We start from the raw sequence: 12637 nt of genomic DNA on the forward strand, positions 1-12637 counted from the left end.
TCTGAGTGAAAATTCCGGCTTTGAGCGATCAAGGTGATATTTTTGCTTTATCCCGTGTCCTAATTGTAGCAGTAGCTCTTTTTTGACGAAATTTTTGACTAGTGCTAACTTACCTGGGTAGTCTTGTCTACAATGCTATACTGATAACCCAACTCGATATCTAGAACTATTTTCTGGAAGTGCGCTCTAAATCTACAATAATGAAGATAAGGTTCGCCCTCACTGCTAATTAAGCTGATTACCTAATTGTTACCGATTCTACATGTGGGAAAATTGGGTTCATCGGCAGTTCCTCCTAGTTCAAATCAAAGTCTAATGGCGTAAAATTACCTTCACTCTAGACAATCAAACACCTGTAGTTTCCACGCCACTTGACGCCAGTCCGCTCAAGTCGGGAGACCCGCCCACGCGGCTGGCTCCTCCATTTGGGGAGACCCCAAGACCCTTCGGGTTCGGCAGTCCCCCAGACGCTTGTTCGCCTTTGGCGTCTCCCCTTCTCCCAAAGGGAGAGGCTAGCGCCAAGGGAAATGACTCGCTCTAAGCGAAGCCATGCCGCAGGCTTTACGCTGCGCTATCGACGGGAACCGCCAAGACGGGGGCTGCCTCACCGCAGTGGCTCCCCTGCATAGCGCTTTTGGGCAGTATGGATTCTCTAAACCCAGCTTCTCAAAAAACCGTTGCCTAATTACCTAGCGGGGCTAAATCTTAATCAGGTGTGCAATCTTAAGTTTGGTTAGGTGAAGAGACTTGAACGCAGGCGAACTCTGAGAGCATTGTGCAGTGAGAAGTTCGTAGACGCCCAGAGTTGTCCGTGGGTAAGCTTCCTTTGCTCGCAACTGCGGGAGTAGTTTCTTGCAAGGCTGGGTTGGGCTTCCTTTCCTTAGAACTTAGGAAGCTTTGCCTCAGGGCAATTCGTTTCCAGCTTGTTTCTGTAAGCCGTGAGGGTATACAGAAAAGAACCAGATTAAACAAAAAATGATGTTTTGACCAAAGGTCGGTTCACTGCATGGAATTTTCAATCGCTACACTCCTTGCCAATTTCACCGATGATAAATTGGTAGCTCGAAAAGTTTTGGAAAAGAAACTTGGCTGTGAAGATGAAAAAAGCTTACAAAAACTTCACATTGCTTTAGATGTTCTAGAAAAAATCGGTATTTTAGTAAAAGAACGGGGTAAGTATCGCCGTGTCTCAGAAGAGGGAATAATCGAGGCAAAACTTCGTTGTTCTAGTAAAGGCTTTTGCTTTGCTATTCAAGATGTGGAAGGATCTGAGGATATTTACATCCGCGAAAGTCATCTGAGTAATGCTTGGAATGGCGATCGCGTTTTGGTAAGAGTTCTCAAAGAAGGCAGTCGCCGTCGCTCTCCTGAAGGGGAGGTGAAGCTGATTCTAGAACGTTCTAACCACACATTACTGGCACGAATTAAGCAAGTGGATAGCGGTTTCCGCGCTGTGCCCTTAGATGATCGATTGCTGTTTGAACTCAAGATCCAACCTAACGAGGCGAAGTTGGAAGAAGCGATCGATCACCTTGTCCATGTGGAAGTCTTGCGTTACCCGTTGGCACAATATCCCCCACTAGGTCGAGTGGTGCAAATCCTCGGCAGCGATGCCGAAGCTGCTGCTGATATAGATCTGGTAACATGCAAACACGACCTTTCCCGCACTTTCCCGGATAATGTGCTAGATGCAGCCGCCAAGTTGCCCAAAAAGCTACTCAAAGCAGACCTGAAAAATCGGCTGGATTTGCGTAATTTGTTTACTCTCACCATTGAAGGGCTAAATGGCGACACCAAAGTTATAGAAAACGCTTTTAGTTTAGAAAAAAACCTAGCCGGAAATTGGCTTTTGGGCGTTCATATCACCGATGTTTCTCACTATGTCCAACCTGACGAAGCCCTAGATAGAGAAGCACTCAAACGGGGTAAATCAGTGTATCTAGGAGAATTAGTGCTGCCAATTTTGCCACCAGCTGTGGCTGAACGCTGTTCTTTAGTACCTGGGAGCGATCGCTTAACCATCTCTTTTTTAATTACAATTGATCCCCAATCAGGACAAGTGTTAGAGTGGGAAATTCAACCCAGTGTAATCAATGTAGAAACAGCACTGAGTACAGAACAAGCCCAGGCAATTCTTACAGGTGAAGCTGAAGATCAATCTCCACAGGTTTCTCAGATCCTGCAAGACCTCCAAGCCTTGCAAACAGCGGTGAAACAGATAAGGTTGACTCGTGGCAGCCTCCAGTTGAATCTGCCACCCAGCCAAAACGCCTACTATGATGAGGGGATTCTCGGCGCTGTGGTGGTAAATGATTTACCAGTGCGATCGCTACTCACGGAGTTAGTACTGTTAGTTAATCAACTGGTTGCAACTCACTTAAATGCCCTTGGTGTTCCGGCTATCTGGCGAGTCCAAGGCACACCCGATGTCGAAGATGTCCAGGAAATGCTGAAATTGGCAGTCAATTTAGGCGTTGACCTAACGCTAGATCCAGAAGTCGATATCCAACCCTTAGATTATCAACATTTGACCACAGCTTTTGCTGAATCTCCCTCTGAGCAAGTTCTTACTTACTTGTTGCAAGATACCCTCAAGCCATCTGCATACAGCACCACCAAAGGATCTCACTTTGGTCTGGCACTACCGCAATATATCCACTTTAGTGCGCCTTTGCGGCGTTACCCAGATTTGCTCATGCAAAGAGTGTATTACACGCTACTAGAAAACGGACGCGATCGCCGCAATACCCGTGTTAGAGAACGCGTTAACCTCCGTCACTCCTCCAGCCATGAGGAAATTAACTGGAACGTTTTACCCCCAGAATTGCAGCAAGAACTGCAAAGCGATTTAACTAGGGTAATTGTCCAAATCAACGACCGAGAAAAAGAAGTCCAAGAAGCTGAAGCCGATTTAGCCGGACTGCAAAAAGCCCAACTGATGAAGCAGCGGATCGGTCAGGTATTTCAAGGCGTAATTACTGGTGTTCAATCCTACGGTTTCTTTGTGGAAATTGAAGTCCCAGCAGCCGAGGTGGAGTCCAGCAGTAATCCTGGTGTGCCTTTGAGGGTAGAAGGATTGGTACACGTCAGTTCTCTCAAAGACGATTGGTATGAATATCGTGCTAGACAACAGGCACTGTTTGGTCGCAAAAATCGCGCTTCCTATAGATTAGGCGATCGCGTCGCCGTGCAAGTTAAAAGTGTCGATTACTACCGCCAGCAAATTGATTTGGTAACAGTCGGCAGCGATGGTGTAGCCAAAGTTTTAACTGGCAATGGTTCCAATGATGATCTTTCAGACCTCTACTTACCAAATGACATTGAGCCTGATGACCTAGACTCTTACTCTGAAGATGAGTAAAATCAACTAAATTTTACGTGTCAAACAACACTAAACCTCTAATTTTAGGCGTATCGGGCGCATCTGCTCTGATTTACGCTGTTCGCGCGATCAAATTTTTGCTAGAAGCAGATTACAGCATTGAATTGGTTGCCTCTAAATCTACTTACATGGTTTGGCAGTCAGAACAGGAAATTCGGATGCCACCAGAACCAACCGCGCAAGAACAATTCTGGCGAGAGCAAGCTGGAGTTTCACTTTCGGGTAAACTCCGCTGCCATCCTTGGGGTGATGTTGGAGCCGGGATTGCCAGTGGTTCCTTTGCTACTCTGGGGATGATAATTATTCCATGCAGCATGAGCACAGTGGCAAAGCTAGCGGTTGGCTTGAGTTCCGATTTACTAGAACGGGCAGCGGATGTCCAACTCAAAGAAGGACGAAAGCTGGTCATTGTCCCTCGGGAAACGCCTTTTAGCCTCATCCACCTGCGTAACTTAACCTCTCTAGCAGAAGTTGGAGTGAGAATTGTCCCTGCTATTCCCGCTTGGTATCATAATCCTCAAACCATCGAGGATTTAGTTGATTTTGTAGTTGCCCGCGCTTTAGATCAACTAGATATTGACTGCATCCCAATTCAGCGGTGGCAAGGTCGTCGCTAACGCCCTCATCTGGAAATTTCATAATAGTCCTAAAAGGGCAAGCGAATTAAGCGCGGTTTATATAAAACTTCCATTGGCAGGATAATTAACGCCGATACCGATGGAAGTATAAATATAGCTCGCATAATACCTAAAGCTGATGAAGCGATAGTGGGATTGCTATTTATCCCAGTAGTTTTAGCAATTTGGTCTAAGATTACAAACGTAGTTGTCTAGTGTTGGCAATATGAGGGTAACTTTTTAGAGATTTCTTTGTCCAAGCGGTAATGATAGAGATGGCCCATATTGTCAGTAATCAGTGAACAGTAATTAGTGAAGAATATAGGACTTAGGCAAGAACTTTCTGAAACTCTTGTTCCTCAGCGTCTTTTGCGGTAGCCTGCGGCAAGCTCTCCGGGTGACGCTCGTTCCTCGCTCTAAGCGAAGCCATGCCGCAGGCTTTACGCTGCGCTAACAGCAGTCGCTCATGGGGAGCCACTGCGGTGGACGGGTTAAGAGGCATAAAGGAGGCAGTGCGCCCTTGCGGTTTCCCGACTTGTCCCTTGCGCGTCTCCCCTTCTCCTTTTGAGAGAAGACCGCGCTACTTCACCGCTTTGCGTCTACGTTTTTTGATGATTTTGTATAAGTCCTAGAATAATCAGAATGATAACTGACAACTGATAACTGACAACTAACCACTGACAACTGACAAAATTGCTATGGCTGTAATTCGCTTAATTCTATTGGTCGCGGTACTAGGAGTACTAACGCCGTTGTTAGTCCAAAATTGGTCACCTCCCCTATCGGTAGTATTTTTGGGCGTGCGAACTCAACCATTACCACTAGCGATATGGATTTTGTTCAGTACTGCCACCGGTGCTTTCACATCTATATTGATTGCTACCTTGTTTAAATTATCCAATTATTTTGTAGGAGGACAACGCCAAACTCCAGACCGCCGAAGCGCAACTTCGCCTCGTGCTAAGGCAACCCAAAAAGAAGAACCGACATCTCGCCCTGTCAGTCCTCCACCACCAGCTAGTAAAAAAGAACAGCCTACTAGTGATGTATTTGATGATTGGGAGACAAATGGCACTAGAGATGATGATTGGAACTTTGATGAAAAGTCAGAGGAAGCGCCTACCCCTAATCCTCAAGCTCAACAGCCTAGAGACTCTAAAACTTACGAACGTCAATCGGAAGCCAAAAGCAGTTCTCAGTCTGGTTCAGTTTACTCCTACAGCTACCGTGAGCCAAAAAATACAGCTGCGGGAAAAACTGAATCAATTTACGATGCTGATTACCGGGTAATTATCCCCCCTTATCAGCCACCGACTACCAATCAAGCGGATGATGATGATTGGGAATTTTTTGATGATGATGATTTTGAGGATGATGATAAGCGCTCCCGTCGGTGAAATGTAGCAGGCTACGTCTCTACTTGATGCCACACCGCTCTCTAGACTCTTGCTTGACCTTACCAATCATGGCAGCTTCCTGTAAAGTCATGAAAGCATTAAAATCTTCCAAGTCATATCGGGTAGTCAACAGTTGTCGGAGTTGATTTTCAGCTTCTACTGTCAAATAGCCAGTTGCTAAAGCTTTCTGTACAACGTCACGAATTCGAGTCATAGTTGACACCTCATTCATACTATATTTATTCATTCAGGCTTATTGGGGTGAAATATGCAGTAGTCTTTGTACCAAAACTTCAACTTCTTTGCAAAACTTTTTTAGATGATCGCGGTAAATAAGTCATCTTTTACACCTTTATCAGGAACATTTAATTGAGTAGGGCTTGTTATAACTGAACTTTTAGAATAACGAGTTTGTGCTGTTAATAACACAGTATTGGGTACACTTAATAATTACACACCAGAGTCAAAGTCTCGATTATTTAGATAGACAGGAATTATTTGAATAAAGTTTCAAACAAGCTATATTATTTTTTTCGTTAAGTATAGCGATCGCTATGCAGCAATTACCAAGTTACTTCAGGAAAGTTACTACATTCCTGAGAAATTCATCGTTTATTATTTATGGTAATTTCACAGAAGAATCGTTAAGCTATTACAAAAGTTACTTTAAATACATTAATAACGGTAATGACGGCAGTTGATCCATCTTAAATAGAAGATGAATTTGTAGAATTTAAAAACAATTGGAAATTAGAAAAGTTATACGTAAATTTGGTATTTACAAAGGAAAAAGCCTTGACACCCGTTGAAAATAAATTTATCAAAGGTTTACTTTGTGGTTGTAGTCCTGCGGAAATTGTTAATGGAGTTTATCAAAATCCTAGTAGTAATACTGTCAGAGTTTATCTTTCTAGTGAATTGTATAGATACATTGAATAAATGCTGAGTAACTAAACCAGATACTCAGTGAAGGTGAAAAACTGGAGTCGCCCCAGGATGCGTTAGCGTACCCCTGCTTTTAAGCAAGCGACGCCTAGCATTCCGTAAGAAAGTTAATCTACCTCTTAGCTACGGGACGCTACGCGAAGGGGGAAGTAAGTACGCATAGCGTCTCGCTCCAGAAAGTATAGCGGTATGCATTTGAGTAAAACAATAAAAGCTTTCAGAGAAATTCAAGTTGATATCTCATTTCTTCTGGCTCAAGAACTTCCCAGATTAAAATTAAACTCCTCAATATTTCCCCGATTAAGCGGCGGTTCTGAGCGCAGTAAGTAATTCCTGCGTGCATAATAACTGGAGTTTAGACTAAAAAAGATATGAGGGAACGCAAGTCAAATGGAGTTACGGATTAAAAATACTCTCAAGTCAGTCTCAAAACATACGCGACCTCTAGTAATTATGTAATACATTTGTGTCAATAGTAATTACAATAATGATAATCATGTAAAAGGGGTTGCGATCGCGCCCGTGGGGCACTCTCAAGAGTTAACATTTGAGGTATCGTTTGAACTGTCGGCTTGTAGCAATCGCACAACACGGCAGGGGTTACCAACAGCAACTACGTTATGGAATATCTTTAACAACTACGCTCCCTGCACCAATTGTAGTGTTGTCACCGATAGTGACACCCGGACAAATGATGACACCACCTCCAATCCAGACGTTGTTACCAATTTTGACGGGAGCAGCCAGTTCCAATTCTCGCTTGGCTAACCGTAGATCAGGATCAGTAGAATGATAGGCGGTGTAAATTTGGAGATAGGAACCACACAGAAGATTATCGCCCAACTCTACTATGTTACAGTCTAGAATCGCACCGCCGTAGCCTATGTATACATTGTTGCCTGCATGGATATTACTGCCATAATCACAGAAGAAAGGCTGGACAATCTCGGAGTTACTGCCAAGTTTACCCATCAAATCTTGCAGAAGTTGAAGTTGGTTTTCTGGTTCCTCTTCCGTTGTAGCATTATAGAGACGGAGTAGTCGGCGTGCTCGTTTGCGTTCAGCATTTAGCTCGCGATCACTAGCAAGATACAACTCACCTGCCAGCATCTTCTGCTTTTCTGTTTTTTGTAAATTTGTCATTCTACTCCTCAAATTTCCAACTGGGGTTTAGACTAAAAGCGATATGAGAGAACGCACATCAAATGGAATTAGAGATTAAAAATATTATCTTGTCAGCCTCAAAGCATCCGCGACCTTTAACAATCATGTAGTATGCCTGATTGAGTTCATGATTATCAGCTTATTAGCGATCGCTTTTCTATTCTTATACATAATTGTGTTGGCGCAGCCCAACCCAAACATCGCTTGAATACGCAGGTATGAGTCGTTGAGTTTATAATTGGAAACTGTGACTCAGCACGGGCTAAACCCTAGCTATCCGCTAACAGAACTCATAATTGGAGCGAAGCAACTGGTGAGCAGCTTATTACAAGGAGTCAACCTGTACTTAATTGGGATTATGGGCGTTGGTAAGACGACAATAGGGCGCTTACTGGCAAAGGAACTGGGCTATGGGTTTGTGGATACCGATGATGTCATTGCCCAAGCGACAGGTAAATCTATCAATCAGTTATTTGCACAAGTTGGTGAAGCAGGGTTTCGCCAGGTAGAAAGCGACGTACTTTCACAAGTTTGTGCTTTTACAAAGTTGACTATAGCAACCGGTGGGGGCATTGTACTGCGGCGAGAAAATTGGGGTTACTTGCACCACGGTTTGATAGTGTGGCTAGATGCGCCAGTGGAGCTAATTTACAGTCGTTTAGCTGAGGATACCACAAGACCACTGCTGCAAGATGTTGATCCCAAGGGTAAATTGCGATCGCTCCTCGAACAACGAACACCACTTTACTCTCAAGCCGATTTGCACATCACCGAGCGAGAGGGAGATACACCCGAAGACGTTGCCAAGCGAGTACTTGAGGCAATTCCTAGCGTTCTCAAAACACAAGTTTCTCATTAGGAAGACTCAATTTACCAAATTTTGACCATTCGTAGGATAAACCCTGGTAATTTTGGATTACCGCTAACTGCTTCCGGATTTTCCAAAATTTCAAGTTCCCGATTAGTCCGGTAAATGTAGACTTTTCGATTCTGCCGATCAATTAACCAGCCTAGTGATGCACCGTTATCGATATACTCCTGCATTTTGTCTTGTAATTTTATCAGGCGATCGCTAGAGGAGCGTAACTCAATCACAAAGCTGGGACAAATTGGTGCAAATGAGGCTTTTTGTGCATTTGTTAAGGCGTTCCAGCGCTCCAGTTCAATCCAAGAAGCATCAGGGGAACGCATCGCTCCATTAGGTAGTGTAAAACCTGTACTGGAGTCAAAGCCTATGCCAGTGCCATCTTGTTCAGTCCAATACCCAAGCTGTGCAGCAATGTTAAAGTTACGGTTGCCCGTATCTGAAAAAGCTGGTGGCATAATGATGACTTCCCCATTGGCAGTACGCTCAATTCGTAAATCTCCATTGGCTTGGCAAAATTCGTAGAACTGCTCATTTGTCATCTGCACAAGGGAGGGGAAATTTACCGTTAGGGGTGTGCTTTCAGTTTGGATTAGCAGCGTGGTCATTTTCATTCCCTAGCTTCAGCCGAATGATTTTAATTCTAGAGGCTTGAAGGAGCGATCGCCTGCTTATTGTGTCGGGTAATGTGGGAGGGAATAGTGATTTATTTAGTATCAGTTATTCCGAACACTACCATCAGGCATAATAGTTTTACAGAATATTGCTCCTTCCAGATTTGCATTATCTAAAATTGCGCCTTCCAAATTGGCATTAGTTAGATTAGCATTACTGAGATTTGCATAACTTAGGTCAATATACTTTAAAATTGAACTGCTTAAGTTTGTATTAGATAAAGTAACTCCATTTAAATTAATTTTTGAAAAATAGATATGAGATAGATTTACGCCTGAATCAAGATATATAGCTTTTGATAAATCAGTACCATTAGGAAAAATAGTTTCCGAATTATAAAATGCTCCCAATAAATTTGTATTAGTCATGATGGTATAGCTTAGATCAGCATTACTTAAATTAGCACCACCTAAATAAGCATTAGTAAGGTTAGCACCTATTAAACTTGTACTTTTTAAATTGGCATCACTGAAACGAGTATTACTAAGATTAGATTCACTAAGGTTTGCACCACTCAAATTTACATCATTCATGTAAAGACCGCTCAAGTTAGCTCTACTTAAATTAAGAGAGTGTAAATCTCTACAAGATAAAAGAGATTTTTGATATCCAGATAAATTTACTCCAGAGGTAATGGGGATAGCTTGAGATAAATCAATATTTGCAGAAAAAATTGTTTCTGAGCAGTAAATTGCTTCACTCAAGTTAACTCCAGTTAAGTTGGCTTCACTGAAATTGGCACGCATTAAATCAGTCTTACTTAGATTTGCATTTATTAAGTTAGCTCTAGTAAAATTAGCTTTACTTACTATAGCTCTTGCTAAATTGGCATTACTTAAATCAGCTTCCGTGAAGTCTGCATCTGTTAAGTTTGTTAAAACACAACCATGTTTACCCACGTCCAATCTAGCACCTTTGAAGTTTGATCTTCTTAAATTAGTTGATTTAAAAGATGAGCTACTCAATTTGCTTTCTTCAAGATTAATACCTTCTAAATTGGCATTTTGGAAAAAAATTTCAATTAACCAAGCACCACTCAAATTTGCATTACTTAGATTTACGCCTTCTAAAAGACCATTCCATAGTTTTATACCAGGAAGCTGTACACCACTTAAATCGACTCCTCGCAAATCAGAAAGCCTTAATTCAACACAACTGAAATTGTTTGTAAAATCTCGTTCTCCTAATGCGTAACGTTGCAACAAAATATCTTTAATTGCAGCAGGATTACAATTGTCGTTGCAAATATGGCCGCTTGGCATAATCGTGTTGCACAAAATAGCGCCACTTAATTCTGGGAAACCACTTGTTTTCACAATCTCAGCTTTACTTAAATTAGCATTTGTGAGATTTGTATCCTCTAAACTTGTATCAACTATCTCTGCATTTTCTAAATTTGCGCCTTCTAGATTTGCACCTTCTAAACTGCTTTCCAAGATTGTACAGTTAGTTAACTTTGCCCTTTTTAAGCTGGCATATTGGAAATTGCACTCAGTTAAATCGGCATTACTCAAATCTGCTTCATCTAGCATTGTGTAGCGTAGGCTTGCTCCCACTAAATCAACTCCTTTAAGAATAGTTCGTTGAAGATTAGCCCCGTGTAACTCGGCATTTCTTAAACTAGAGTTGCTTAAATTAGCCTCGCTCAAGTTAATACCTAGTAAATTGGCATCCCTTAAACTAATGCCAATAAAATTTCTTTCACCAGAGGCGTACTGCCTGAGTAATTCTTTAATATCCATGACTCAAATAAAGCGCTTATTAACACCACTAACAGTATCTGCTTACAAAAGAGATACTGCCACTATGACTGTTATTGCTGTGTGATCTACACAACAAGCAACCAGATTTTTACAAATCCAGCCAGATTGCTACAGTCATTCCAGTACAAACATACTTGATGGCGGCAAAGATTGTGAAGAGTTACAAAGTCTTCTACACTGACTGAAATACGTTTTAACTCTCTCTGTTAGGCTCCTCATGACGGTCAACGATTCTGAATACATTAGGCAAGCTGAAGCCACTCGTGTGCGTGTATTAAGCGAAGCACTACCTTATATTCAACAATTCGCCGGTCGCACTGTTGTTGTCAAATATGGTGGCGCAGCCATGAAAGACAGCACACTCAAACACAAAGTTATGCGCGACATTGTATTCTTATCCTGCGTGGGCTTGCGTCCAATTGTAGTCCACGGCGGTGGCCCAGAAATTAACAGTTGGTTAGATAAGCTGGGAATAGAACCACAATTTAAGAATGGTCTGCGAGTCACTGATGCCGCCACAATGGATGTGGTGGAAATGGTTTTAGTTGGTCGAGTTAATAAAGAAATTGTCTCCCTGATTAACCAAGCTGGTGGATTGGCTGTAGGACTTTGCGGTAAAGACGGTAATTTATTTACAGCCCGTTCCCAAGGTCAAGAAGGCATCGGTTTTGTAGGGGAAGTCAGCAATGTGAATATCAAGATTTTGGAAACCCTTGCTAGCAATGGTTATATTCCGGTAGTGTCCAGCGTCGCCGCAGACGAGACAGGACAAGCTTATAACATTAACGCCGATACTGTAGCTGGAGAAATCGCTGCTGCACTAGGAGCAGAAAAGTTAATTTTACTGACCGACACTAGTGGAATTTTAAAAGATTACAAAGACCAATCTACTTTGATTCCAAAAGTAGATATTCGCGAAGCCCGCGAGTTGATTGTCAATGGTATAGTCAGCGGTGGGATGATTCCTAAAGTGAATTGCTGTGTGCGATCGCTTGCTCAAGGAGTCCGTGCAGCACATATCATCGATGGTCGCATTCCCCACGCCCTATTACTAGAAATCTTTACTGATGTTGGGATTGGGACGATGATTCTCGGTTCGCAGTTTACATCGTAGAGCAAGAGGAGCAGGGGAGAATGATTTGTAACTGTAATTTTGTGTAAATTAAAATTCGTTTTTTGCTCGCAGGCGAGTCTTTGATACTTGTGACGAGTCTTTGATACTCGTGAGCGAGTCTTTTTTACTCGTGAGCGAGTCTTTGATACTCGTGGACGAGTCTTTTTTACTCGTGGACGAGTCTTTGATACTCGTGAGCGAGTCTTTGATACTCGTGGACGAGTCTTTTTTACTCGTGGGCGAGTCTTTGATACTCGTGAGCGAGTCTTTGATACTCGTGGACGAGTCTTTTTTACTCGTGGACGAGTCTTTGATACTCGTGAGCGAGTCTTTTTTACTCGTGGACGAGTCTTTAATACTCACCTCCCCTGCTCCCCCTGCCCCCTGCCCCCCTGCTCCCCCACTTCCCTAGCGGGGATAGGTAATAATAACCCGCGATCACCTACCGCTAAATGGTGTATGACACCATGAATTATTTATAATCACCGGATTAACTACAGTTGAGTCTCGAATTGTCGGATTAATCAAAGTTGGATTAATCAAGGTGGAATTATCTCACGTTCTGCCTTACCTGGGGAAAGTAAGAATCAGGCTGCCTTACCTGGGGAAAGTAAGAATCGGGCTGCCTTACCTGGGGAAAGTAAGAATCGGGCTGCCTTACCTGGGGAAAGTAAGAATCGGGCTGCCTTACCTGGGGAAAGTAAGAATCGGGCTG

The 12637-nt window shown here is 42.8% G+C and carries 10 protein-coding genes and 1 pseudogene; 7 read left to right on the top strand and 4 right to left on the bottom strand.

Annotation, left to right across the window (positions count from 1 at the left end):
* Positions 1 to 1006: 1006 nt before the first annotated feature.
* The 3 genes from V7K40_RS11820 to V7K40_RS11830 all read left to right on the top strand — a co-directional run bounded on the left by V7K40_RS11820 (position 1007) and on the right by V7K40_RS11830 (position 5396).
* Positions 1007 to 3361: a ribonuclease R family protein gene (locus V7K40_RS11820; protein ID WP_334959679.1), complete on the top strand. Its 2355-nt coding sequence runs from the start codon at positions 1007 to 1009 to the stop codon at positions 3359 to 3361.
* 17 nt (positions 3362 to 3378) lie between these two features.
* The gene (locus tag V7K40_RS11825; protein ID WP_334959681.1) at positions 3379 to 3999 is read left to right on the top strand and encodes a flavin prenyltransferase UbiX; all 621 of its coding nucleotides are present in this window, start codon (positions 3379 to 3381) and stop codon (positions 3997 to 3999) included.
* 698 nt (positions 4000 to 4697) lie between these two features.
* Positions 4698 to 5396, top strand: a complete 699-nt coding sequence (locus V7K40_RS11830) for a LapA family protein (RefSeq protein ID WP_334959683.1) — start codon at positions 4698 to 4700, stop codon at positions 5394 to 5396.
* Between the two features lie 19 nt (positions 5397 to 5415).
* Here the strand turns inward: V7K40_RS11830 and V7K40_RS11835 are convergent, their stop codons facing one another.
* Complete coding sequence (locus V7K40_RS11835; RefSeq protein ID WP_273768857.1) at positions 5416 to 5610, bottom strand: hypothetical protein; 195 nt, start codon at positions 5608 to 5610, stop codon at positions 5416 to 5418.
* Between the two features lie 497 nt (positions 5611 to 6107).
* On the opposite strand from V7K40_RS11835, the pseudogene V7K40_RS11840 reads away from it, so the two are divergent.
* Positions 6108 to 6332, top strand: a pseudogene (locus tag V7K40_RS11840) (NB-ARC domain-containing protein); the annotation flags it as partial.
* 627 nt (positions 6333 to 6959) lie between these two features.
* On the opposite strand, the gene V7K40_RS11845 reads toward V7K40_RS11840, so the two are convergent.
* Complete coding sequence (locus tag V7K40_RS11845) at positions 6960 to 7484, bottom strand: sugar O-acetyltransferase (RefSeq protein WP_334959686.1); 525 nt, start codon at positions 7482 to 7484, stop codon at positions 6960 to 6962.
* A gap of 334 nt (positions 7485 to 7818) precedes the next feature.
* On the opposite strand from V7K40_RS11845, the gene V7K40_RS11850 reads away from it, so the two are divergent.
* On the top strand, positions 7819 to 8364 hold the full coding sequence (locus tag V7K40_RS11850; protein WP_334959705.1) for a shikimate kinase: 546 nt from the start codon (positions 7819 to 7821) through the stop codon (positions 8362 to 8364).
* Positions 8365 to 8375: 11 nt separating this feature from the next.
* Here V7K40_RS11850 and V7K40_RS11855 read toward each other — a convergent pair whose 3' ends face one another.
* Complete coding sequence (locus V7K40_RS11855) at positions 8376 to 8978, bottom strand: Uma2 family endonuclease (RefSeq protein ID WP_334959688.1); 603 nt, start codon at positions 8976 to 8978, stop codon at positions 8376 to 8378.
* A 108-nt stretch (positions 8979 to 9086) separates the two neighbouring features.
* Positions 9087 to 10787, bottom strand: coding sequence for a pentapeptide repeat-containing protein (locus V7K40_RS11860; RefSeq protein ID WP_334959691.1), 1701 nt, complete (start codon positions 10785 to 10787; stop codon positions 9087 to 9089).
* 238 nt (positions 10788 to 11025) lie between these two features.
* Here V7K40_RS11860 and argB point away from each other — a divergent pair, with 238 nt between their 5' ends.
* Both argB and V7K40_RS11870 read left to right on the top strand, forming a co-directional pair.
* The gene (gene argB / locus V7K40_RS11865) at positions 11026 to 11922 is read left to right on the top strand and encodes an acetylglutamate kinase (RefSeq protein ID WP_334959693.1); all 897 of its coding nucleotides are present in this window, start codon (positions 11026 to 11028) and stop codon (positions 11920 to 11922) included.
* 109 nt (positions 11923 to 12031) lie between these two features.
* Complete coding sequence (locus V7K40_RS11870) at positions 12032 to 12334, top strand: hypothetical protein (RefSeq protein ID WP_334959695.1); 303 nt, start codon at positions 12032 to 12034, stop codon at positions 12332 to 12334.
* The last annotated feature ends 303 nt before the right edge of the window (positions 12335 to 12637 follow it).

It is taken from the genome of Nostoc sp. (assembly GCF_036917195.1).
Lineage (GTDB): Bacteria > Cyanobacteriota > Cyanobacteriia > Cyanobacteriales > Nostocaceae > Nostoc.

Bases quoted from the DNA above. Each gene is read 5' to 3' on its own strand.
- V7K40_RS11820 (WP_334959679.1), top strand. From the start codon at position 1,007: ATGGAATTTTCAATCGCTACACTCCTTGCCAATTTCACCGATGATAAA.
- V7K40_RS11830 (WP_334959683.1), top strand. From the start codon at position 4,698: ATGGCTGTAATTCGCTTAATTCTATTGGTCGCGGTACTAGGAGTACTA.
- V7K40_RS11835 (WP_273768857.1), bottom strand. From the start codon at position 5,610: ATGACTCGAATTCGTGACGTTGTACAGAAAGCTTTAGCAACTGGCTAT.
- V7K40_RS11845 (WP_334959686.1), bottom strand. From the start codon at position 7,484: ATGACAAATTTACAAAAAACAGAAAAGCAGAAGATGCTGGCAGGTGAG.
- V7K40_RS11855 (WP_334959688.1), bottom strand. From the start codon at position 8,978: ATGACCACGCTGCTAATCCAAACTGAAAGCACACCCCTAACGGTAAAT.
- V7K40_RS11860 (WP_334959691.1), bottom strand. From the start codon at position 10,787: ATGGATATTAAAGAATTACTCAGGCAGTACGCCTCTGGTGAAAGAAAT.
- argB (WP_334959693.1), top strand. From the start codon at position 11,026: ATGACGGTCAACGATTCTGAATACATTAGGCAAGCTGAAGCCACTCGT.